A 23789-nucleotide genomic window follows, 5' to 3' on the forward strand; every position below is an offset into this window, starting at 1 on the left:
TGTCGCTGTAGAAGCGGATACTAATTCGTCCAAGTTGTTCTGCAATTTAAGGCGTAGGGTGGATGGGAAGTGCAGGCTTTCTTTCTACGCTAATAACAGTATCTCGCAATGTTCAGTTATTACTAACAACAGAGAAAACGTGTGTGGCCTTTAGGCTACATGCAAGATTTCTGAATCAAAAACATAGCTTTTAAGCGATCGTCCGCACCCTATGAAAAAGGAGCTTGAGAGTCCGTCCTTTCTACAAGATTGAACTCCTTTCTTCCTTTTCCATAGTGGACGAATTGCTTTATAGAAAACCATCTGGCATTCATTCCGCTTGAAGAGGGGAGTCTTACCTTGCGTTTAGGTAGTGGAATTGGCTTAGTTGTTATTGTTGCTTCCTTAATCGTTCTTTGGAAGATTCGGGAGATTTTGCTTCTGGTTTTTGCGGCAGTTGTCTTTGCCACGGCCATTAATCGGTTGGTACGACTTCTACAACGGTTCAATGTAAAACGGGGGCCAGCGATCGCCCTTTCAATTGTTGGTCTACTGGCGCTGGTGATTGGTTTATTTGCCCTCGTTTTACCGCCCTTTATTAACCAGCTTGAGCAATTAGCAGATCTAATTCCCCCAGGTTTAGAACGTTTGGAGCAGTGGGCAGAGGTAGTGCAGCGTTGGATTCCTCTAGGGTTAACCGAAGATTTCGGAAGTTTAGATGGTTTGGTACGACAGCTACAAGCTTATACTCCACGGGTTTTTAATAATTTCTTGAGCCTGTTTTCAAACTCCCTGGGTATTTTGTTGCGGACCCTGCTGGTGCTGGTTTTAATTATTATGCTTTTAGCCCAGCCACGGCCCTATCGTGAAGGTTTCACATTACTGTTTCCATCTTTCTATCGGCGGCGAGTAGGTGAGATTCTACAGCAATGTGAAAAGGCTTTGGGGGGATGGGTAACAGGCATTTTATTCAATATGACAGTGATTACTATCATGAGTGGTATTGGATTATGGATCCTGAATATCCCCCTCGTGTTTGGTAATGCAATTCTGGCCGGCTTGTTGACCTTTATTCCCAATTTAGGACCAACTTTAAGTGTCGTTCCACCTGCTATTTTGGGCTTGCTGGATGCTCCCTGGAAAGTTGGGGCGGTGATTGTTCTCTATATTGTGATTCAGCAAGTTGAAACCAACATCCTGACACCTCTGGTAATGGAAAAACAGGTGTCTCTATTACCTGCGGTGACTCTGGTATCCCAGCTAATCTTTGCAAGTTTCTTTGGGTTCTTAGGATTATTTCTAGCTCTGCCGATTGTTGTGGTTGCTCAAGTATGGATTAAGGAAGTCGTTATTCACGATATTCTGAACAACTGGAAGGCTCCTAATTCCAATCCATCTCTCCAAACCGTTGAGCCAGAGAACATTATTGTGCTGACAACTGCTAACCCAAACACGCAGCCCAAAGTGTAAGTAGCTCGATCCAGTATCTGTTTTAGAGATTATTTTTCGTGTGTTTCGCGCACGAAAAATAATCTCTAAAACAGATACTAACTAAACGTAAGACCATCTACCTGGAACATACAGATTTATACAAGCAGTATGTAAATGTTTACACTAAAGATACCCTTCAAGAAGTAGCACTTTGCTATACGTCTAAGGGTAGAGAATTGCGCCCTAGGATAGAAGCTATTTGATAGTGTCCTCAAGACAATGGGATTTACGACCATCGTTGCTAAGCGGTTGGCTTTTCCGAAGCTGAGGGAAAACAGAATTTGACGAGAGGCTTAGATTGGGACTGGGCCCGCATTCAAACAATACAGCATGGCCAGTGTAGAAGATTTTGGCGATCTAGACAGTTCAATGTCACCTCCCTCTCGAATATTGCTCATCAATCAGGATGAAGGGCAGCGACGGGCTCTACAGCAACGATTAGAGCCTTATTTTGACGTAGTCATTGCTGATGATGAGGCAAGGGCTGTGGCGATCGCCCAAACCTATCCTCCCCGCATTATCCTGGCTGACCGTGACATCAAAATACAGCTGCTTCTTCGGGAAACTCCTCAACTCAAATCGATACCGCTCATCCTGTTGTTATCACAATCCCACCACTCGGATTGGAGCGATACACCTCTGCCAGAGGCCGATGATTATTTAACCGTGCCCTGCTCCCAGCAGGAATTGCTGACGCGGCTTCACCTTCATCTGCAACGGGGGCCCCAGCTACAAACAGGTGAATGGCCAGCGAGTCCTGGGAAGGGCGATCGCCCTTCTTGCAGTGAGAGCGACCAGCAATGGGTGGAAGAAGCTTTGCGCCGGAGTGAAAGCCGCTACCGCATGCTGGCCAACGTTGTTCCTCAACTGCTATGGGTGAACGATGCCGTAGGTAACATCGTGTTTTACAACCAGCAATGGTTGGAGTACACCGGGCAAGCACTACAGTTGGGGGAAGGTTTGTGGCGTTCAGTGATTCACCCCGACGATTTTGAGTCAATCTATCAGATTCGTTCTCAAGCGATTCAAGCGGGTCGAGCCTATGAAGTGGAATGTCGGCTCAAACGGTTTGATGGAACTTATCGCTGGCATCTGGCCCGGATTGTGCCGGTTAAGAATGAGCAAGGACAGACGGTGCAATGGTTGGGAACTGCTACAGATATTCATACCCTGAAGGAAACCCAGGCGGCTCTGCGCGAGAGTGAGGCGATCGCCCGTGCCCGCGCCCAGGAACTCGAAGCCTTTATGGAAGCCGTCCCGGCAGGGGTATGGATTGCTCACGACCCTGAGTGTCACCACGTCACGGCCAACCCTGCGGCGCATCAACTTCTAGATTGTCCTCCGGGTAGCACGGTTACCGCCACCCCAGCGAATGGTATCTACCCATTCCCCTTTCACTTTGAAAAGGACGGCCAACCCCTGGCCCTCACCGATCTGCCGATGCAGCGGGCCGGCCGTTTGGGAGAGGAGACTCAGGACGAGTTTGATGTAGTGTTTGCTGATGGCCGTGTACGCACGCTGTGGGGGCGATCGGTGCCTTTGTGGAATGAGCAGGGGCAGGTGCGAGGCGTAATTGGCACCTTCACTGACATGAGTGAGCACAAGCGTACCGAGCGTATTCTGCGGGAGCGAGAACAGCGGTTCAGTACGCTATTCAATGGTATGGAAGACTGGGGCCTGGTGTACCATCTGTCACCCGATGGCCGTCCGGGTCGGCTCATTGAGGTGAACGATCAAGCCTGTAAGAAATTGGGGTACAGCCGCGAAGAACTACTCTCTATGGCTGTGAGCGACATTATCGTTTCTGCTTTTGTCGATTTGGCTTACAGTCTGAAAACCCTGCTGGAAAATAGGCGAATGATGTTCGAGTCTGTGCACCGCCATCGGGATGGTCACATGATTCCTTGCGAGGTCAGTGCGACTGTTTTCACGCTGGATGGGCAGTTGACAGTGCAGTCTATTTGTCGTGACATCACTGAGCGGCGGCAGGCTGAACAGGCCTTACGGGCGAGTGAAGAACGTTATCGCCAAATTGTCGAAACAGCCGATGAAGGCATCTGGATGGTCGATGCTAATGCTCGTACGACATTTGTGAATCAAAAGATGGCTCATCTTTTGGGATACACCCCAAACGAGATGCTGGGCCGCAAGATGTACGAGTTTATGGACGATGAGGCGATCGCGATCGCCACCGCAAACTTTCAGGAACAGGAGCAGGGAATTAAGGAGCAGCAAGACTTCCGCTTTCGGTGTAAGGGCGGCTCTTACATCTGGACGATGATTTCAACCAACCTTCTGATGAACGATAGAAGAGAGTTTATTGGGGCGCTGGCGATGATTACGGACGTGACAGCTCGCAAGCAGGCTGAGCGCGAGCGGGAGCAAATTTTAGAACGGGAAAGGTTAGCCCGTGCCGAGGCCGAGCGGGCTAACCGAATTAAAGATGAGTTTTTGGCGATCCTCTCCCATGAATTGCGATCGCCCCTTAATCCGATCTTGGGCTGGGCAAGCTTGTTGCAAACCCGGAAGGTGAGTGAGGAAACGCTGAGCCAAGCTTTGCAGGCGATCGAGCGAAACGTGCGGCTGCAAGTGCAGTTGGTGGATGATTTGCTAGATGTGTCGCGCATTTTGCGGGGCAAATTGGCGTTGACTGAGATTCCCATCGATATGGTCAGCATTGTTAACGCGGCCATTGAAACGGTGCAGTTGGCTGCGAATGCCAAATCCATTTCCATTGAAATGAAACCCATTGATACCAAGATGATGGTATTGGGGGATGCCAGCCGTCTTCAGCAGGTCATTTGGAACCTGCTCTCTAATGCCATCAAGTTCAGCCCGAACGGGGGCCATGTCACCATCCAACTGGCCCAAACCGACACACAGGTGCAGGTGCAAATTCACGATACGGGCAAAGGCATCAGTCCAGACTTTCTGCCTCACATTTTTGAGCATTTCCGGCAGCAAGACAGCACCACGACCCGTCAATTTGGAGGGTTGGGTCTGGGTCTGGCGATCGTTCGCTACATTACCGAAATGCATGGGGGTAGCGTAACCGCGGATAGCCCTGGAGAAGAACAGGGGGCAACCTTCACGGTGCTACTGCCTCGGTTGCAGCAGACCGAGGCAGAGCCAGATGAGCCTCCTCAACCGCTGAGCGCTTCCACAGGTTTACAGGGGCTGCGGATTTTGGTGGTCGAAGACAACAACGACACTCGCGATTTTCTGGCATTCTTGCTGGAGCAGAGTGGAGCCGTAGCAACGGCTGCCCCGTCCGCCCAAGAAGGACTCGCCTTGCTCGATCAGCAATCCTTTGATTTGCTCATCAGTGATATCGGCATGCCTGACATGGACGGCTACATGTTGATTCGCCAGATCCGGTCGCGATCGCCCGAAACGGGAGGGAAAATTCCTGCGATCGCCCTCACGGCCTTTGCGGGTGAGCAAGATCGTCAACAAACTCAGGAAGCTGGGTTCCAAGTTCACGTGGCAAAACCTATCATGCCCAACCAGCTCATTGACACCATTCTTGCTGTGCTCCGCCAGCAAGCCTAGAGCTACGGATGAAAGGCTTCCGCTCCAGGTGAAAACCTTTCATCCGCAGACGTCTGGTTGTATAAACGATTGAGTTTTGTGATCAACGCCTCATACATCATGGGACGGCGATCCAGCAGGGTCTGAACGCGAGCCTTGTAAACGGTCTGAGCAAGAGTCCAGGTTCGACAGGGGTCCTGGTAATCCCACGCGTTCCCACCATGTATGTCGGTGTAGTAGTTGGGGCGCGTTTCTGGGAAGGGTTGGTAGAACTGGCCAGCCCAACTCCCTTGTGTTGGCTTATCCCGAGAATGGTTGGGGTCGAGAACATAGAGCAGGGAGGGGGTATCTCCAGCCCGAAAATAACGAGCCCATTCAAATGGCTGCACGACGTCCCAGATGTTGCGGCCTAATGCTCCGTAGCCCTTCAGCTGCTCCAATAACTCCTGGGGGGCATCGCCCTGAAACATACCCTCAAACGTCCAATCGTTCTCGATCCACCACAGGTGATTGAATCGCGGGTCGCTGTAAATTTCCTCCCGGCCGGAGCCATTCCAGTTTTGCTCATGGCAGGCATTATCCCAGGGGCTCCTGAGATGGGTGCCGATGGAAAGTACCCGCAGGCGGTCGGCGATCGCTGGCTTTTTCAATAATGCATCTCGCAGCGTTCGCATATTGCCCCAAACCAGGACATACAGCGGATCGTCTGCTGTAGCCTGTTGCGCTTCTCGAATCAGCAGACGACGGGCGGCACGTGGGTGACGGGCGACGGTTGCACGCAGAGCATCGGGTGCAGGATAGCCCAGGGACTTGTACCGGGTGTTGGTGTCGTTGTAATCCTGCTCGTAGGCGTCGATCGCTAGCATCGTTGCCTTCACACCCCCCGCCAAAAAGCGATGGGGAATAATGCCTCGAATGTTCACCTCATCGGCATACATCAGTAGGTGAGCCATGGATTGGCGATCGTCGGGATCTCCCTGCCCAATGTTGATGTCGGTGGTGATGAGAACGCGGGGGCGATCGCTCCTGAGCTCAGGCGGTTGTGTTGCTGGCTCCTGAGGTAGACAAGCGATTAGAACAAGAAACGTAGATACTAACAGGGCAAGAAAAAAACAGTGCTTCCTCATCCATTGTTTGATTGTCATCATCATGGCTAACCCAGGTTAGGAGATTTCTGAGAAACAATTTCCCCATTATTTGGAGAAAAGGCGCGGCTTCGCCGCGCCTTTTCTCCAAATAATGGGGAAGTTCTTATGTGGAAATCTCCTTAAGGAGTCACCCGATCGAGCAGTTCAAGGGTTCTACTACAAGCAATGCTGAAAAAGCAGCCGTGCGGTAGCGCCTGAGATACCCAACGATGTTTTGGAATGATGTCATAATTATTCCCTCCACAAGGGGTAGTTGCAGAAATATTAATGAATGCTTAAGCCTGGGATGTGCACAGGCTGCCCACTCCAAGGCCGCTACAACATACGCGATGTAGTGCAAATGTAGTGTGAGACTTGTAAGTTTGCTTTCTCCAAATGCTGTATCGCCCGTCAAGCGGGCGGCACAGCACTTGGGGTTTATATTTAACCTGAACTGAGGTTACTCAGGGGTACAACAACGGCAAAAAAAGAGTAACGCGATCGCGTTACTCCAATGGGGAAGGCCAAACCTGTTTTGAATCGTTCGATCCGACGGGTTGATTAGCCGAAGGTATAAGCGGCTTGCAAAGCCCAAAAAATCAACCCGGCGATCGAACCTAAAATCAATGCACCTGCAATCCAAACGGAAACTAGACTATTAGCGTTGCTTCCTTTTGTTAAACTCCGGTTCTGGTCGGTCATGTTGGTGTCCTCCTTGTAGCGCTGGCTGTCCTTACAGCGGCATCGTGCCTAAAAACCAATAATCCATCCGCAATCTTAAACAGATTTAGCTGCAATGGAGAGTTCTATAGCCCACCAAAAATAAATTTTAAGGATTACATCATGCAGAGGTATTCGCCTTTTGGCAGAACGGTTTGTCCACTCTCAGAGAGGTTCTGTGGCGATTCTTAACTCTAGCCAATCGGATGAGGTACGAGAAATGGAAGAAGTTCCACATTCATTTCTCGTACCTCACCCAATTGGGAAATAGTGTATTTAAAAGGACTTGCGTAAGTTCTGGTTAAGTAATTTTTGTAATTATCTCAAGGCCAATGCCAGAACCCTACTGGTTGGGAATCGACTTTGGAACGTCTGGAGCACGGGCTGTCGCCATCAACGCGCAACAGCACATTGTTGCCCAGCACCAGCAATCCTTTACGGTGCAACAGCCAGCAATTTGGCAATCCGCTTTGGATGGCCTGATTCTGGCCCTGCCTTCTGACATCCGGCAGGGATTACAGGCGATCGCCCTTAACGGCACCTCCAGCACTGTCCTGTTGTGTGACTCTGAGGGCGCTCCCCTGACCGAGCCATTGCTTTATAACGACGATCGCGGTCGCGATCAGGTGGCGCGATTACGGGCGATCGCGCCACCTGAACATACCGTTCTCAGTGCTACCTCCAGCCTTGCCAAACTATTTTGGTGGGAGCAGCACTGGCTCCCCCAAGCTACCCCTACGCATCCCCTTTACTTTCTCCATCAGGCCGACTGGCTAGCCTTTCTCCTGCACGGCACTTTGGGAATTAGCGACTATCACAACGCCCTCAAGCTGGGTTACGACGTGGGTGAGTTGTGTTACCCAGACTGGTTCACAGCGCTTCCGCTTCCGTTCCAGGTGCCGGAAGTTGTTGCACCGGGGACGGCGATCGCCCCTATAACTCCTGCCGTTGCGGCCCGTCTTGGTATCCCCTCAACCTGTCAGGTATGCGCGGGTACAACAGACAGCATTGCTGCGTTTCTTGCGAGCGGAGCTCATATCCCGGGTGATGCTGTAACCTCTCTGGGCTCTACGCTCGTGTTAAAACTGCTCAGCACCACCCGCATTGATGAGTCAGCCTCAGGCATTTATAGCCATCGTTTGGGAGATCTATGGCTAGTAGGCGGTGCCTCCAACACGGGAGGCGCAGTGCTGAGACAATTTTTTAGCGATGTTGAACTACAAACCTACAGCCAGCACATCAATTTGGATGTTCCAACTTCACTCACCTACTATCCCCTCCTCAAAGCTGGAGAGCGCTTCCCGATCAACGATCCTGACCTACCACCTCAGCTAGAACCCCGTCCCACCGATCCCGTGCAATTTCTACACGGCCTACTGGCTGGAATCAGTCGTATCGAAGCTTTGGGCTATGAGCGCTTGGCGGCTCTCGGTGCAACCCCCACCCGCCGCGTTTACACCGCTGGGGGTGGTGCCCAGAATGCTGTGTGGGTCAAGATGCGATCGCGCCAACTCGGCGTTCCCGTCCTCGCCTCAACTCAGCGAGAAGCGGCGTTTGGCTCAGCTCTCCTGGCGATGGACACGGCACCGGGGCCGTTCGCGCAAGAGTCGGAGCAACGGTAGAGGCCGGAGGGTACTGCTTAGAACTCAGGCCTAAGCTAAAAAATGTACGGGTACATCCCACTTTTGCAGATTGAAAACCCAGTTTTGTTAATGTGGCAGGCCTCGCTCGCCACATTAACAAAACTGGGATGCACCCAAATGTACCTTCTAGCCTCCCCTGTCACCCCCACTTTCCTGCCTTCAGGAAAACCGTCGGATTGCTAACACTACAGCGGGAACCTAAGGTAACATGAGTGGTCTAACCCCTGTTTGGTGTCCTATTTATTGACAGGTTGCGTCAACCTTAAAACGGCTTACTCAACACGCCCAAACGGGATTTTGCCAATTTGTGTAATGTCGGCACTGGAGGCTGCATCTTCCCCGCGCCACTCCATTTTTGTCGGATCACCGATCCGGGCGTTGCGATCGCCCACTCAAAGGGGAAAATAGGAAAAACAGCCCGAGTGCGCTACCACCATGATCTGTTGTCTTAACCCAAAGTGTAAGAAGCCACAGAACCCTGACGGAGCGACGGTCTGTGAGAACTGTGCCTCACCTCTGACACCATTGCTGCGGGGGCGGTACCGTCCTGTACAGCCGATCGGACAGGGGGGCTTTGGCCGTACTTACCTGGCGCTCGATGAAGACCGCCTGGGAACTCAGTGCGTGGTTAAGCAGTTTTCGCCTCAGGTGCAGGGCACCAAATCTTTAGAAAAGGCCGTTCGCTTGTTCAACCAGGAAGCGGTTCGTCTGGATGAACTGGGGGAGCATCCTCAGATTCCCCGGTTGTTGGCCTATTTCGAGCAGGACAACTACCTCTACCTGGTGCAGCAGTTTATTGAAGGGCAGAGCCTGCTTCAGGAGATGCGCCAGAATGGTGCTTTCAACGAGCGCCAAATCCGCGATGTTCTGGCCGATTTGCTACCCGTGCTACGGTTTATTCACGGGCACCAGGTGATCCACCGAGACATTACCCCTTCCAACATCCTTCGACGTAAGTCAGATGACCGTCTGGTATTGATTGACTTTGGTGTTGCTAAGCAGATTGGCGAAAGTTCTCCGGCAGAGACGGGCACTCGGATTGGGACGGAAGGTTATGCTCCCATTGAGCAGTTTCGCGGTGGGCGGGCATATCCTGCTAGCGACCTTTACAGCCTGGGGGCGACCTGCCTGCATTTGATGACTGAAAACCGTCCAGACAATCTGTACGACCCCTTGGAGGGTCGCTGGATCTGGCGCGAGTATTTGATGGATCGGGGCACGACGGTCAGTGACCAGTTTGCCCACATTATGGATTCGATGCTGAAAGATCTGGTCAGCGAACGTTACCAGTCATCCGATGAAGTAATGCGGGACCTGAACGCCGATTATTTCATTCCCTCCGCTCCCGGAGCTCCATCCGGCATTCCCAAATTTCGACCACCCGATTTGTCTCGGACTCGTACCCAGCAAACGCAGCGTCCCGCTCCTCGGATGGCACCCCCACCTCCCGCGATGCGATCGCCCTCGGCACCTCCGGCCGCTCGTCCCTCCCGCTCCCCCGCGTCAGCACCGCCGACCTCCCGGCCTCCAAATATGTGGGCTACGGTGGTACAGGCGTCTGGATGGCGCTGCCTGCATACCCTGGTCGATCACTCCTCCTGGGTGACCAGTGTAGCCATGGCAGGCTCAGCGTCGCTGGTAGCCTCCAGTAGCCTGGATGATAGTGTAAAGGTCTGGAACCCCCTGAAAGGGGAGCTAATTTTTAATCTGACGGGGCATACCCGAGATGTGAATACGGTTGCGATCAGCCCCGACGGTAAAACTCTGGTGAGTGGCAGTGATGATTGCACCGTTAAAGTGTGGTATTTGCCGACGGGGGCGTTACAACGCACCTGCACCGGTCATGCCCGTGATGTCAATGCTGTCGCCATTAGCCCGGATGGCAAGCTGCTGATTAGTGGCGGTGAGGATCGCACGATTCGGCTCTGGCAGTTGGCCAATGGAGCACCCCTGCGGATTCTGCCGGGGGTGTTAAGCATGATCAAGACTATTGCCACCAGCCCTGACGGTCGCTCGTTTGCCAGCGGAGGGTTAGACAACAAAGTCCGGCTCTGGAGTTTGCAAACCGTTGAGCAGCAGCGATTGCTGTCGGGTCATATTCAGGCGATTAATGCCTTGGCCTATAGCCCTGATGCTCAGTTTCTGGCCAGTGCTAGCCGCGATAAGACGGTGAAACTGTGGAATCTCAGCACCGGGAGTCTGGTACAAAATTTTGCAGACCACACCCGCGATGTGAATGCGCTTGCGTTTGCCCCTGATGGTAAGACGCTCTACAGTGGCAGTAGTGACAGCACTATCAAGATTTGGGATGTGAATACCGGCAAGGTAATCGACACCCTCATGGGACACACAGATAGTGTGAATGCGATCGCCCTCAGCAATGACGGTAAAGTTCTGGTAAGTGGTGGCTCTGACAATACAGTTCGGGTCTGGACTCAAGGCTAGAGCCTGCTTTAGAAGTTATTTTTGGTGTGTTTTACACATGCAAAATAACCCTTCCGGGCAGTAAAAGCTTCATGAAGAAGTAGCGCGCCGCGCTACTTCTTCATGGGATTGGATATTAAAGGGCTGTGGACGCTGAGAGTAGTGACTCGGCAATTCCACCGGAGCTGCATAGCAGGTCAATGGCCTGGTCTGCTGTGATCAAACGCTTCAGTACTACCTGTCCAATGGCGGCTGGAGCCTCAACGGTGTTGGGCTGAGGTTTCACTTCGACCATGATGACGGCCTCCTCCACCCGGTATAACCAGAGCTTCTCGCCCTTTTCCTCCATGGCAATGGCAAGTCGGGTAATGTCTGGCTTACGTCGCCAGGCCACCTCATTCCAGAGGCCCCCAAACTCCCACACACGGCCTATTGTCCAACCATCAGACAGAAAAAAATACTTCATGCGTCTCCGTGTCGCTTCTGGTGCCAGTTCCAGGCATGAGTCAGGATAGAGGGAAGATCGGCGTAACGAGGTTGCCAGCCCAGCACCGAGCGTGCTTTCTCACTGCTACCTACGAGGGCCGGGGGATCTCCAGGGCGGCGATCGCACATCTCGACCGCAATCTCTCGACCGCTAATCTGCTTGGCCGCGTCAATCACTTCCAGTACCGAGAATCCATTGCCATTACCCAGATTAAACACTGTACTGTCCCCTCCATTAAGCAAATAATTCAGCCCCAGTACATGGGCATCCGCCAAATCTGAGACATGAATGTAATCGCGAATACAGGTGCCATCGGGGGTGGCGTAATCGGAACCAAATACCTTGATAGAATCACGCGTTCCCAAGGCCGTTTGTAGAACGAGCGGAATCAGGTGAGTCTCAGGGTTGTGGTCCTCACCCAAGCGACCGTTGGGGTCAGCTCCCGCTGCATTGAAGTAGCGGAAGATGACAGACTTCATGCCATACGCCACTCCAAAGTCTGCCAAAATTTTCTCAACCATCAGCTTGCTCATGCCGTAAGGGTTGATGGGGGCCTGAGGGTGATCTTCGGGAATCGGTACGGCGGTCGGTATCCCATAGCTGGCACAGGTAGACGAGAAGACAAAGTTTTGAATGCCTGCTGCTTCCATCGCCTCCAGCAGCACCAGGGTACCTACAACGTTGTTGCGGTAGTACTTGGCTGGGTCGGTAACCGATTCGCCCACATAGGCATAGGCTGCGAAGTGCATCACAGCGGCAATGTCACGGCTGGCAAAGAGTTGGTCCAGGAGGGCGCGATCGCTTGTGTCCCCCACAACCAGTTCCACCTTCAAAACGTCCTCTACCAACTCCCGATGGCCGTACACCAGGTTATCGAGCACCACGACCTCGTAACCTGCTTCCTGCAAGGCCAATACGGCATGGGAGCCGATATAGCCTGCGCCCCCGGTAACGAGAATGGTCGGTTTGCTTTGTGCCATGGAAAAAATCCTCGATGATTAAGCTGGGGAAGTTTGAAGGCATCACTTTGAATTTTTATTCAAGAAGCAATTTTTCCCTCATCCCTATGTTTAGCGGTTAGCCGCTTCAGATCCATCAACACGGGATAGATTTTGCTGAAATCTTCGGGTTTGTAAAGTTTCGATTTCGCGATCCACGATCTGTGCGATAGAAGTGAGGGGGCTAGGTACTAGAATTCCCACCCCTGTTCTGGAAACAGCACGTCATTGAATCTCCTGCATGGATCGGTTTTTAAGGGCGTGAATTGTTGCGTGGCGAAGCCGCGCAACAATTCACGCCAGAAGTTTATTCGAGAGGTGGTTTTAGGGTTATCTAAAGCCCCAAATCAGCCGTTACACCTGGACGTAATGGATTAACTGGGCCAGCCGTTGGCGCAGAGTCTCCAGTCCCAGGCGATCGCCCGCTGAGATAAACACCGCATGGGGGAACTCCTCCTGGGCGATCGCCAACGTCTCACTATCCACCTGATCGATCTTATTAAAGGCCAGTAGAGCAGGCCCCGGCGTGATGGGCATCTCCGAGAGAATCTGCATGACAGAGCGAATTTGGCTCTGCCAGGCTGGATGCGACAGATCCACCACATGCAGCAGGCCATCTGCCTCGGTTACCTCTTCCAGGGTGGCGCGGAAAGCATCCATCAACGACGCAGGGAGTTCGTGAATGAACCCTACCGTGTCAGTGACGACGATCGCCATCGACTCATGGGTGTCTGCTTCGGTGATGACCAATCGACGGCTGGTTGGATCCAGGGTGGCAAAGAGCTGGTCAGCCGTGTAAACCTCAGCATTGGTGAGGGCATTCAGAAGCGTGGATTTCCCTGCGTTGGTATACCCCACGAGAGCCACGGAGGGTACTTCTCGATGTTGTCGGCGTTGCCGCAACCGCGAGCGGTGGGCTTGCAGGTGATTGACTTCCTGCTGCAACCGGGCAATCCGCTTTTGGATGGCTCGCCGTTCGGTTTCCAGTTTTGTTTCTCCTGGGCCTCGGGTACCAATACCGCCCCCCAGTCGAGACATGGCCCGTCCTCGTCCTGTCAAACGTGGCATCATATATTCCAGCTGGGCCAGCTCCACCTGAAGCTTCCCGGCTCCCGTCTGGGCCCGCTGAGCAAAAATATCTAAAATGACCTCGGTGCGATCGACTACACGCACACCAATCCGGGACTCCAGGTTGCGCACCTGAGCTGGGGAGAGGTCTCGATCAAAGACAACCAGAGTTGCCCCCAGGGTTTGGGCTGTCAGAGCGATTTCTTCGACCTTTCCTTCACCGACGACAGTTTGGGGGTGGGGGTGCGATCGCTTCTGGTGCAAGGTTTGTAACACCTCGCCCCCGGCGGTTTCCACCAGTCGACCCAGTTCCATTAATGTGTTGTGAAATTCAGTAGAGGATTGGCGATCGCCGATCAACCCCACCAGCACCACGCGATCCTGGCTGGGATGAATTTGGCGGGCTACATACTGCCGCCGAAATTCCTCCTCTAACCCTTCCACCAGGTCGAGAAAATCTTCCTGGGCCAGATCCTCCAAGTTGAACGGAGGGAGCACCGTCCAGGTGGCCTCAGGGTGCGGCACCAGGTGAGCCAGATAAACCGATTGTACGTACCCCGTCGCACCGCCCCCCCGTCGCTCAAAACCTTCCTTTGAAACGACGAGAGAGACTAAGGCATCCAGCCGTTGTAGGGCCATGGCGGTCAGAGTTCCACTGCTGGGAGCCTCTGTATCCATCTGGGTGGCAATACAGCGAATGCCAGAAAGTCGCTCGGCCCCGTAGCGTGGCAATTCTAGAGGGGGAATCTGAGTTTGGCGTAAGGTTCCAACTCCCACCCGAATTACCTGCCCACGTCGATTGATGTAGACGCAGAGGGGTTGCTCAATGTCGCTACTGATGGCCGCTATCCGTTGGGCAAACTCTGCCGTTGTGAAGCGATCGCCCGGTAAGCGCTGATGGTAAAGCTTCTGAATTTGCTTGATTTGGCTGGGCTTGAGCCCTTGGGGATTGCCGTGAATCGTTTCGATTGTCAAACTCGGTTGACCTGCTACCCTCGAAAACAGCTGATCGCATTCTACCAATGCAAATTAGAGATGTGCTGACGAGCAGCCAACGAAATGTGAAGCTAAACACTCTTGAAGTGGACAGGCTAACCTGCCCACTTCAAGAATTAATGCTATGCCAGGGCACTCAACAAAGCATGCCGCATGACATCCACAGGGGCAGCTTGCCCAAGCCACAGTTCGAGGGCGGCGGCTCCCTGATTAACCAGCATTTCAGTCCCATCAATGGTGGTTAGCCCATGGGCAGCAGCATCCTGCAAGAAGCGAGTGGGGCGGGGAATATAAATTAGGTCATAGGCGATCGCCCCCCCTGGCATCAGCTCCCAGTCTTGCAAAGACAGGGGGGATGCTGTTGCATCGGTGTGCATGCCAATGGGAGTGGTATTCACGATCAACCGCGCTTGAGGTAGCAGTTTTGACATATCCTCCCAGGGGTGAACCTCCAGACCCTTAGCCAGGGGCGAGTCAGCCCAACTTGCCTGAAACTGTTCGAGTTTCTGAGGATCGCGTCCTACCACCTGGATGGTTCCCACACCCAATTGAGTGCATCCGGCGACGACAGCCCGCGCTGCACCCCCATTTCCCAGTACCAGCGCTGTGCTCCCAGCCAGGGTTGATGCTTGCGATCGCAAAGGCGCTAAAAATCCTTCTACATCGGTGTTGGTTCCCATCCATCCCTGGTCGGTGCGATAGACCGTGTTGACGGCACCGACGGCCCGCGCCAGGTCAGAGACATCCATCAGGTATGGGAGAATCGCCTGCTTGTGGGGAATGGTAACGTTAAAGCCCTCAAGCCCGATTGCCTTAAAACCGGCGATCGCTGCCTCCAGCGCATCAGGATGCACAGGCAGGGGGAGGTAGACGTAGTTGACATTTAAGTGAGCGATCGCCGCATTGTGCATCGTAGGTGACAAGGAGTGTTTGACCGGATAGCCAATAACACCTAAAAGACCAGTTTTACCGTCGATCATAAAAGCTTTAAGCTGCCATTAAGTTTGACTAAAACGTCCTCAAAAATGCTCGGAACTTGTGAGTTTATTTGAAACCCTGTGCCAGCATTTTCTCAAAAAAACACCCTAAACGATCACTTTATTGATTTACCTAACGTCCCTGTAAAGAATTTTCTGGAAAAATGGCTATGAAGTGTTTGAAAAATTGATTTTTGATGAGTCTTACTTTTAAAAAGTCAACTTTTCCAACAATTTCTTAAAGACCTATAACTCATTCAAGGGTTTGACAGATAGCCAGAGTTCGTAATTAAATTTGAGTAAATAGTAATCTCTTTGAGAGTGTATTAAACGTGACAAACACACAAGAGATTTTATTCAGATAATTCGTTCCTTTATAACTCAAGACATTTCATTTTCATCAAACCTTCAAAGATACCTTCAAGAATGAATATTTGAGTTTGGAGTTTCCTTGGGGTTTGGTATTCCATGATGGCGTGGTTACTTCTTCTGAAAATTGTCGTAACTGCCCTTAGAGGGCAAAGTTCAATTTATGAATAAGTTAGAAAGGCAAATTGTTAGTAGTTTGCAAGAATTAAAAGAGTACTTTGGGGTTTTCGAAATCAAAGCTGAATTTGAAGCAGAAGGAACTCGATTAGAGGAATTGCTACGCCTTCGGGATGTAACTGCTACAGCAGGTTTGCCCATTATCCTTAAAATTGGTGGAGTGGAGGCTATTACCGATATTCATCATGGGCTGACTGTTGGGGTGAAAGGCATTGTGGCACCCATGGTTGAGAGTAGCTATGCCCTTTCTAAATTCCTTGGAGTCATTGAGAGTTTTGTTCCTCCTGATGTGTTGGAGGATATGGAGTTCGCGTTCAATCTGGAAACGATTACAGCCTACCAAAATCTTGATGAATTTCTAAGTTTGCCTAATCTTCACCTGCTTTCTGGAGTGACTTTTGGACGGGTTGATTTCACGGGTTCTATGGGCTATTCCCGTGCCTATGCCGATGGGGATGAAATTTTAGAAGTTTGCCAGAAAACATTCCGGGCAATTAAGAAGCAAGGATTGAAAACAGCTTTAGGTGGTGCAATATCGACTCAAAGCCGTTCTTTTATTAAAGCTTTGCACCAGGAAAATTTAATTGACAAATTTGAAACCCGAAAAGTCGTTTTTAAACCTGAAGCTATCGAGAATGCTGAAGTAGCCATTCAGAAAGCTGTAGCGTTTGAGTTGCTCTGGCTTAAAAATAAAGCAAATTACTACAACATCATGGCTCAGGAAGATTTATTTAGAATTCAAATGCTAGAAAAGCGTTTGATGTAATACCCGCTAATGATTAGCTCCTGTTCTTCGAGTCGAACAACTGTCTACATATTGTCTGTCTTATGGATTTTCGTTCTTTACCCTGCCTGGTTTTAGATTTGGATGGGGTGGTGTATAGGGGCGAGGATGTGATCGCCGGAGCTCCTGAAGCGATCGCCCACTTTCGAAGGGCTGGTAAAAAGATAGCTTTCTTAACAAATAATTCGGCTTCTGCGGCCTCAAAGGTTGTCGAAAAATTATGTAGATTGGGAGTTTCCTGTCACGAAAGTGATTTAATTACCGCAGGTCAGGCGGCTGCAATTTTTATCCGAGAACACCATCTTGATTCGGGTAAAGGGGTGTTTGTTGTGGGGACGGATGCTCTACGGCAAGAACTGCTCAATCAAGGTTTGGCTTGTTCTCAACCAGATACCTGCGGGGCACTATTAGTAGGACTGGATCCCAACTTTCACTACTCGGTTATCGCCCAAGCACTCATTGCTCTCAAGCGCTCCATTCCCTTCATCATTTGCAATCGAGATGCGTCTTATCCAGGGCGTAATGGAGTGCCAATGCCAGGGTGCGGAGCCATGGTTGGGGCGATCGAGGCTAGCTCTGAGCGAACGGCAGATTTTGAGGTCGGCAAGCCTAACACCATCATGTTTGAGCTGATCGCCCAGCGGTTACAGGTCAAGCCTGAGGACTGTTTGGTGGTGGGCGATAGTCTTAGCTCTGATGTTTTGATGGCCAATCGTGCCCGGGTTGCCAGTGTTTGGATTTCTGATCTTAGCCGAGCCGCAGTGCACGCTGCGATCGCCACCCCTGATGCCTGTGTTCAGAGTCTTCAGGAGTTAGAACCGCTAGTCCTGTAATTCTCCTCAACTCATAGGTCTTCACTTCACTGCTCGGTTCCAACAGTCGCTTGCTGTATGCAACCTCTGAAGTCGCTCCTTCAAGATCCGACCTCCAGTTCAACCATTCGTAACCTCGCCCTGTAACCCCGTCTATGCCAGACCTTGTTCAGACCCTGAGTAAACTTTATGCCCCTCTGATTGGCTGGATTCTGGTGGGCTGGGTTTTGGGTCGACTTTTGCCAAAGCGGGTGCCGGTACGGTTGGGGCAGCTCCTACTGCGGGTGGGGATTCCCATCAGTGTGATTTCATTCTTGTACCGCACAGATTTGAGCGGTTTGATCCTGGTAGGGCCTGCAACGGCATGGGTTGCCATGCTCTCGGGGGCAATGTTCGCCTGGCTCTGGATTGAACTGGGGCTGGGGGACGAGCGATTGAAATCCCTGGCGATAGGTTTGGGGGGCGAGCAGACGACTGATCAGCCTTTGGTTAGCCAATGGTCCTCTCCCGTTCAGGGGAGTTTTTTCCTGGCCATGATGATTGGCAACACGGGCTATATGGGCTTCCCGGTGGTGCTAAATCTAGTGGGCGAAAAGTATTTTGCCTGGGCACTGTTCTATGACCTGTTGGGCTCATTTTTTGGGACGTACGTGTTGGGAGTGGCGATCGCGGCCAAATATGGAACGGCTCATCGATTGAAAAAAGTAGAACTGTTACAAAAAGTTTTGAAGAATCCGGCTTTGTGGGGGATGGGAGCCGGCTTACTTTTACGGTTGCTGGCGGAATGGAAGCTGCTGATATTGCCTCACATGGTTCAGGATGGGCTTCGAGGCATGGCCTGGACCTCGGTGAACCTGGCTCTCGTGCTGATTGGCATGCAAATCAGCCAGCTTAAATCTCTCAACAAGATTAAACAGGCGGTTCCCTGTTTAGGAATTAAGATGATCCTCATTCCGCTGGTTGTCGGTACTGGACTGATGTTTTTTGGTATCAACTTTGACCAGCGGCTGGCCCTGGTGCTTCAAATGGGAATGCCCCCTGCGTTCGCAACTGTTGTCTTTGCAGAAAACTACGGCCTCGATCGAGAACTGGCTGTGACGAATGTCGTGTGCGGCTTTTTTGTTTTACTGCTGCTTCTACCCCTGTGGATATGGCTATTCGGCTCGGTGACCTAGGAGATATCTCTGCGCTAGCCAGAGCCCTTGGGCAGCGCTCTACCAGACACGGCGGCGTAGGCTCTGAAATCGCTTCTCATTTTTGTGCAGGTACTCGTTATGCAATGGTTGAAGTGGGTTAAACGGCAGCATGTCAGGTTTCTCGCATTACTATGCCTTTCGCTGGGGCTGGTGACCTGCTCGGCTTCGACCTCCCTGGAACCGATCGCCTATTCCGTCAATGCGGATAAGGCTGCTGTCGAAGACACGGCTACTGACATCCGTATCGTTTGGACGCAGGGCTTCTTACCCGAAGAGAATGCGGCTGTTGTTTCCCTGGTGGCCGATTGGGAAAAGGAGTCGGGGCTGAAAGCCGATCTCACTCTCTTTTCCCAGCGGGACATTATTCAAGAAACGAACAAAGCAGTCGATGCAGGGAACCCGCCTGATGTCCTCTTTATCGTGGCAGGGGACACCGATCTGATTCCTCTGCAAGCTTGGGAAGATCAACTGGCAGATGTCTCGAAAATTATTGAACCCATCAAAGCCAACTACACAGAGGCCGCCCTGGAGGCGAGTTTTTATCCCAACCACGTTACAAACGAGCCCCACTATTACGCCATTCCCCTGGCTCAGCAAGCAACCAATATCCACTATTGGAAGAGCCTCCTTGAGTCGGTGAACCTGCGAGAGGAGAACATTCCCTCAGATTGGAACGGCTTCTGGAACTTCTGGAAGGAAGCGCAGGATCGGATGCGCAAGCAGGGCAAACAGGACATTTTTGCCCTGGCCCTATGCATGTCTGATAAAGGGCAAGATACGAACCAAATCTTTCTTGAATTTCTCAACGCCTACGGGGTTGAGATGGTAGACAAAACTGGAAAGCTTCGCCTGGGTGAACCTGAGCAGAGGGGTAGGGCTGTGCAGGCTCTTACACAGTTTGTTGATTTATACCGCGACAAATATGTGCCTTCTGATGCGAATACCTGGACAGATGCCGGTAATAACATCAATTTTTTGGAGGGGCGATCGGTTTTGACAGCCAACGGGACACTGTCGGTACCCCTGACGCAGAAGCAAAGTGTGAACCAGTACAACAAGGTATCGAACGATCGCTATCTCAACGAGGTTCGCACCCTGGCAAAATGGCCCCGCAATCCGGATGGTAGCCCCCATCGTTCCACCGTGGGGATTAAACAAGTCGTTGCCTTCAAGGAAGCAGCCCATCCTGAAGCGGCTGCAAAGTTTCTAGAGTATCTGACTCGCCCTGAAGTGGTGAATTCCTGGCTCAGCAATCAGAAGGGGCGTTTCTTTCCGGTGATGCCCCAACTTCTGCAAGATCCGTTCTGGGCACAAAATGACCCGCACTTGGCGGCCGGGCTGGCACTGTTGAAGCAAGGTGTGGAACCAGGGTACCAGGTCTACACCCCAGCATTTAGTCAGATGCTCAGTCAAAAGGTTCTTGCGAGCGCGGTTTTGAAGGTGATTAACGGGATGTCAGCCGAGCAAGCCATCGACGATGTGATTGAACAAGCTAAACAGATTTTTGCGGAGTTCCGATGAAATTTTGGAAAGCGAGTCTACTGGTTCAGTTGGTGGGGTACTTCTCGTTGCTGTCGATTGCCACCATGAGTGTCGTGGCGATCGCTACCTATATCCGTGCCCGCGACTCTCTGCAACAGACCGTTGTCGATCGCTTGTTGGTGGCCGCTTCGCTGAAAGAACTCCAGCTCAACGAATGGATCGATAGTCAGCGCAAAGATACTCTGCTGATCAGCCAGCTTCCGGAGGTACGTTCTCGCGTTGCTGTTCTGTTGACAACGCCCCCGACAGATCCGCGATACAAGCAAGCCTACCAACAGCTGGACGACTATTTCAAAAACCTGAGAAGCATTAAACCTAGCCTGCGGAATGTGGTGATCACCTCCAACGGTGGCTTCGTAATTTTTACGACATCCCAGGATCAATCCATTGTGGGGCGCTATCGGCCCCTGGGCGAACCCACTACATATTTCACTCGGGAAAGTGCTGCTCTGACGGTTCCGAACTTCTATTTGAAGTCTGGAGAATCGGCCATTACCTTTGGGACAAACCTGCGGGATTTGAACAATGTTCCTATGGGGGCCATCACCATTGATTTGGATCTGGATGCTATTGACACGCTAATTCGGGAAAATACCGGGTTAGGGCGAACGGCAGAAACCTATCTAGTGGGCAAGTCAGGAACCAATAACGTCTTTATTTCACGCAGTGAGAAACAGGTTGATCAGAACGAGCAGACAGATGCGAGTCAGACACCGTCTCCCAATGCTTCAGCCCAGGATAACGAAACCGTTGACAGCCCCGGGGTGAAGACCATTGTTGACACCAAAAATGCTCAGGGCTTAGCCGGGATTACGCAAAACTATGAAAACACCCCAGTGTTGGGGGTCTATCGCTGGTTAGCAAAGGCGAATCTGGCGATCGTCGTTGAGATTGAGCAGCAGGAAGCCTTCCTCCCGGCCCGTCGATTGGCTCGTGAAATTCTACAAATTGGGCTGAGCTTGTCAGGTTTGCTGCTGGTCGGGGTTTACTTGCTCTCCCGGCGGATTACGCAGCCGGTGTTGGCGATCGCCGATTCTGCCATCAAAATTGCCGATGGTAACCTGGATATTCGTGTTCCCGTGTTGACAGGGGATGAAATTGGGATTCTGTCTCAGGCGTTCAACAAGATGACGGAATACCTGAAGCACTCCAACGAGCAATTGTCTGATGCCAATCGCAACTTGGAAGCCCGCGTCACGGCTGCTACGGCTGATCTGCAAGACACGTTGGCTTATTTAGCCTCGGTCATTAACAACATGGCCGATGGCTTGTTAGTAACCGACGTAGACGGGAAGATTACCGAGTACAACTCAGCCCTGCTCAAAATGTTTGATTTGAAAGCGGCTGATATGCAAATTCAGAACCCAGAGAAGGTTTTGAGCCCAGCGTTAACTCAGCTCATTGCCAAATCTCATAGTCAACACAATCATGTTTTAACGGTGGAAGTGCCTCTTGCAGACGGGCGAGTTGCGAAAGCATCTGCAACGGCGATTTTGAAGGATGCAGCCGACGATGGCGATCCTTCAACCGATGAGGCTGGGGCAGACTATATTGGCACCGTGATTCTGCTGCAGGACATTACAAAGGAAAAAGAAGTCGATCAGATGAAGACCGACTTTATTTCCACGGTGTCCCATGAGTTGCGTACACCGTTGACCTCGGTACTCGGCTTTGCCAAAGTTATCAAGAAAAAGCTTCAGGAGAGTGTCTTACCCCTGGTGCAAACTGATGATAAAAAGGTGCAACGCACAGTACGCCAGGTTAACGAAAATATCGACATCATCGTGTCCGAAGGGGAACGGCTCACCAACCTAATTAACGACCTGCTTGATATCGCCAAAATGGAAGCGGGCCGGGTGGATTGGAACATGCAGCCGATGCAGGTGAATGAGCTGATTGCTCGGGCCGTGACTGCGACATCCTCTTTGTTTGAGCAGAAGCAATTGACCCTGGAGCAGGATCTGGAGCCTGATTTGCCAGTGGTGGAGGGCGATCGCGATCGCCTCCTCCAGGTCGTGATCAACTTGCTCTCCAACGCCGTCAAGTTTACGGATGAGGGTTCCGTTATCTGCCGAACCCGTGCTGATCAGCAGTTCGTGACCGTCAGCATTGTCGATAACGGCATCGGCATTGCGGAGGATGACCACCCCAAGGTCTTCGAGAAGTTCAAGCAGGTGGGCGATACCCTGACGGATAAGCCAAAGGGCACCGGGTTGGGGCTACCCATTTGTAAACAAATTGTGGAACACCACGGGGGCACCATCTGGGTAGAAAGCGAATTGGGCCACGGTAGCACCTTCTCCTTTACCTTGCCGATTTCGGTTTCCGTCGAGGAGCCATCCCATCCGATGGATATGGATGCCTTGCTAAAGCGGGTGACCCAACACGTTGGTATCGTGACCCCTGCTCCCATTTCCCCAGACCAGAAGCATGTTCTGGTGGTGGATGATGACGCCAATATCCGTAGGCTGCTGCGGCAGGAGTTGGAGGCCCAGGGCTATCTGGTGACGGAGGCTACGAATGGAGTGGAGGCGATCGCCCAGATCAAGCAAGTCTCTCCTGATCTGATCATCACAGATGTACTCATGCCGGAACTGAACGGCTTGGACATGGCTAGCCTGATTAAGAGGGATACCAAAACGATGGATATCCCCATCATCATTGTGTCTATTGCGGAGGACCAGGAACAGGGTTTTCGAATTGGGGTGGATCGCTACTTCACCAAGCCAATCGACAGTGAAGCGGTGCTAGATGCAGTCGGTCAGTTAATAACCCGGGCCGCAACTCGCAAAACGGTACTGATCATCGATGACGATGCGGCAACGGTAAAGCGGCTAGCTGACCTGATGCGAACGCGCAGCTTCGATGTCACTGAAACTTACAGTCTGCCCGAATTTACAGAACGAGCTCGGGCGATGAAACCTGACATGGTGTTAGCTAATGCCAGCTATGCCAACCGCCAGGAGGTATTTAAGACCCTGCGTTTTGAGGAAGGCTTGGAGGATGTTTGCTTTTTTCTCCTGGCCGATCAACAGGACGCATCCGTTTCGATTTCTGCTACTGAGTAAAGGATTTCTATGGCTCAAAAGATTTTGATTGTTGATGACGAACCTCATATTCGCCTTCTCCTGGAGCAAACTCTAGAGGAATTGGAAGATGAAGGTATCGAATTATTAACGGCATCCAATGGAGAAGAAGCTCTGGCCATTATTCAAGAAGAACGGCCCGAACTGGTCTTTTTAGATGTGATGATGCCCAAAATGAATGGATACGATGTGTGCAAAGCTGTCAAAAATGATGCAGAGCTTCAAAATATTTACATTGTCATGCTGACGGCGAAAGGGCAGGAAATTGACCGTCAGAAAGGTGATGTCGTAGGAGCCAATGTCTATATGACCAAGCCCTTTGACCCTGATGAAATTTTGGAGAAGTCTCAGGCCGTACTGGGTCTCACCTGATAAGAATTGA

Annotated in this window: 16 protein-coding genes; 10 read left to right on the top strand and 6 right to left on the bottom strand. The window is 51.6% G+C overall.

Annotated features, from left to right (window positions below; genetic code table 11):
* Positions 1 to 339 precede the first annotated feature (339 nt).
* The gene (locus tag NDI52_RS02960; RefSeq protein ID WP_190775166.1) at positions 340 to 1449 is read left to right on the top strand and encodes an AI-2E family transporter; all 1110 of its coding nucleotides are present in this window, start codon (positions 340 to 342) and stop codon (positions 1447 to 1449) included.
* Positions 1450 to 1800: 351 nt separating this feature from the next.
* Positions 1801 to 5022, top strand: a complete 3222-nt coding sequence (locus NDI52_RS02965; protein ID WP_206754922.1) for a PAS domain S-box protein — start codon at positions 1801 to 1803, stop codon at positions 5020 to 5022.
* 2 nt (positions 5023 to 5024) lie between these two features.
* Here the strand turns inward: NDI52_RS02965 and NDI52_RS02970 are convergent, their stop codons facing one another.
* Together NDI52_RS02970 and NDI52_RS02975 are read right to left on the bottom strand one after the other, a co-directional pair.
* Positions 5025 to 6152: a nucleoside hydrolase-like domain-containing protein gene (locus tag NDI52_RS02970; protein ID WP_190775164.1), complete on the bottom strand. Its 1128-nt coding sequence runs from the start codon at positions 6150 to 6152 to the stop codon at positions 5025 to 5027.
* A 537-nt stretch (positions 6153 to 6689) separates the two neighbouring features.
* Positions 6690 to 6830, bottom strand: a complete 141-nt coding sequence (locus NDI52_RS02975; RefSeq protein WP_190775163.1) for a hypothetical protein — start codon at positions 6828 to 6830, stop codon at positions 6690 to 6692.
* 350 nt (positions 6831 to 7180) lie between these two features.
* On the opposite strand from NDI52_RS02975, the gene NDI52_RS02980 reads away from it, so the two are divergent.
* Positions 7181 to 8470: an FGGY-family carbohydrate kinase gene (locus NDI52_RS02980; protein WP_190775162.1), complete on the top strand. Its 1290-nt coding sequence runs from the start codon at positions 7181 to 7183 to the stop codon at positions 8468 to 8470.
* 456 nt (positions 8471 to 8926) lie between these two features.
* Complete coding sequence (locus tag NDI52_RS02985) at positions 8927 to 10936, top strand: serine/threonine-protein kinase (protein ID WP_190775161.1); 2010 nt, start codon at positions 8927 to 8929, stop codon at positions 10934 to 10936.
* Positions 10937 to 11051: 115 nt separating this feature from the next.
* Here NDI52_RS02985 and NDI52_RS02990 read toward each other — a convergent pair whose 3' ends face one another.
* From NDI52_RS02990 to NDI52_RS03005, 4 genes are all read right to left on the bottom strand, one after another.
* A complete protein-coding gene (locus tag NDI52_RS02990; protein WP_190775160.1) occupies positions 11052 to 11381 on the bottom strand; it encodes a hypothetical protein in 330 nt (109 codons plus the stop codon).
* On the bottom strand, positions 11378 to 12382 hold the full coding sequence (gene galE, locus NDI52_RS02995) for a UDP-glucose 4-epimerase GalE (RefSeq protein WP_190775159.1): 1005 nt from the start codon (positions 12380 to 12382) through the stop codon (positions 11378 to 11380). Before galE ends, NDI52_RS02990 begins: the two co-directional genes overlap by 4 nt.
* Before the next feature lie 372 nt (positions 12383 to 12754).
* Complete coding sequence (gene hflX, locus NDI52_RS03000) at positions 12755 to 14443, bottom strand: GTPase HflX (protein ID WP_199307743.1); 1689 nt, start codon at positions 14441 to 14443, stop codon at positions 12755 to 12757.
* A 143-nt stretch (positions 14444 to 14586) separates the two neighbouring features.
* On the bottom strand, positions 14587 to 15444 hold the full coding sequence (locus NDI52_RS03005) for a shikimate dehydrogenase (protein WP_190775158.1): 858 nt from the start codon (positions 15442 to 15444) through the stop codon (positions 14587 to 14589).
* 529 nt (positions 15445 to 15973) lie between these two features.
* On the opposite strand from NDI52_RS03005, the gene NDI52_RS03010 reads away from it, so the two are divergent.
* The 6 genes from NDI52_RS03010 to NDI52_RS03035 all read left to right on the top strand — a co-directional run bounded on the left by NDI52_RS03010 (position 15974) and on the right by NDI52_RS03035 (position 23779).
* Positions 15974 to 16753: an aldolase/citrate lyase family protein gene (locus tag NDI52_RS03010; protein ID WP_190775157.1), complete on the top strand. Its 780-nt coding sequence runs from the start codon at positions 15974 to 15976 to the stop codon at positions 16751 to 16753.
* Positions 16754 to 16815: 62 nt separating this feature from the next.
* The gene (locus NDI52_RS03015; RefSeq protein WP_190775156.1) at positions 16816 to 17604 is read left to right on the top strand and encodes an HAD-IIA family hydrolase; all 789 of its coding nucleotides are present in this window, start codon (positions 16816 to 16818) and stop codon (positions 17602 to 17604) included.
* A 134-nt stretch (positions 17605 to 17738) separates the two neighbouring features.
* Positions 17739 to 18758, top strand: coding sequence for an AEC family transporter (locus tag NDI52_RS03020; RefSeq protein ID WP_190775155.1), 1020 nt, complete (start codon positions 17739 to 17741; stop codon positions 18756 to 18758).
* Between the two features lie 99 nt (positions 18759 to 18857).
* Positions 18858 to 20300: an ABC transporter substrate-binding protein gene (locus NDI52_RS03025; protein ID WP_190775154.1), complete on the top strand. Its 1443-nt coding sequence runs from the start codon at positions 18858 to 18860 to the stop codon at positions 20298 to 20300.
* A complete protein-coding gene (locus NDI52_RS03030) occupies positions 20297 to 23389 on the top strand; it encodes an ATP-binding protein (protein ID WP_190775153.1) in 3093 nt (1030 codons plus the stop codon). Before NDI52_RS03025 ends, NDI52_RS03030 begins: the two co-directional genes overlap by 4 nt.
* Positions 23390 to 23398: 9 nt before the next feature.
* Complete coding sequence (locus NDI52_RS03035) at positions 23399 to 23779, top strand: response regulator (protein WP_190775152.1); 381 nt, start codon at positions 23399 to 23401, stop codon at positions 23777 to 23779.
* The last annotated feature ends 10 nt before the right edge of the window (positions 23780 to 23789 follow it).

It is taken from the genome of Leptolyngbya sp. PL-A3 (assembly GCF_039962325.1).
Taxonomy (GTDB): Bacteria; Cyanobacteriota; Cyanobacteriia; order Elainellales; family Elainellaceae; genus Vacuolonema.

Coding starts and splice junctions, on each gene's coding strand:
- NDI52_RS02965 (WP_206754922.1), top strand. CDS start 1,801: ATGGCCAGTGTAGAAGATTTTGGCGATCTAGACAGTTCAATGTCACCT.
- NDI52_RS02970 (WP_190775164.1), bottom strand. CDS start 6,152: ATGATGATGACAATCAAACAATGGATGAGGAAGCACTGTTTTTTTCTT.
- NDI52_RS02975 (WP_190775163.1), bottom strand. CDS start 6,830: ATGACCGACCAGAACCGGAGTTTAACAAAAGGAAGCAACGCTAATAGT.
- NDI52_RS02980 (WP_190775162.1), top strand. CDS start 7,181: ATGCCAGAACCCTACTGGTTGGGAATCGACTTTGGAACGTCTGGAGCA.
- NDI52_RS02985 (WP_190775161.1), top strand. CDS start 8,927: ATGATCTGTTGTCTTAACCCAAAGTGTAAGAAGCCACAGAACCCTGAC.
- NDI52_RS02990 (WP_190775160.1), bottom strand. CDS start 11,381: ATGAAGTATTTTTTTCTGTCTGATGGTTGGACAATAGGCCGTGTGTGG.
- galE (WP_190775159.1), bottom strand. CDS start 12,382: ATGGCACAAAGCAAACCGACCATTCTCGTTACCGGGGGCGCAGGCTAT.
- NDI52_RS03005 (WP_190775158.1), bottom strand. CDS start 15,444: ATGATCGACGGTAAAACTGGTCTTTTAGGTGTTATTGGCTATCCGGTC.
- NDI52_RS03010 (WP_190775157.1), top strand. CDS start 15,974: ATGAATAAGTTAGAAAGGCAAATTGTTAGTAGTTTGCAAGAATTAAAA.
- NDI52_RS03015 (WP_190775156.1), top strand. CDS start 16,816: ATGGATTTTCGTTCTTTACCCTGCCTGGTTTTAGATTTGGATGGGGTG.
- NDI52_RS03020 (WP_190775155.1), top strand. CDS start 17,739: ATGCCAGACCTTGTTCAGACCCTGAGTAAACTTTATGCCCCTCTGATT.
- NDI52_RS03025 (WP_190775154.1), top strand. CDS start 18,858: ATGCAATGGTTGAAGTGGGTTAAACGGCAGCATGTCAGGTTTCTCGCA.
- NDI52_RS03030 (WP_190775153.1), top strand. CDS start 20,297: ATGAAATTTTGGAAAGCGAGTCTACTGGTTCAGTTGGTGGGGTACTTC.
- NDI52_RS03035 (WP_190775152.1), top strand. CDS start 23,399: ATGGCTCAAAAGATTTTGATTGTTGATGACGAACCTCATATTCGCCTT.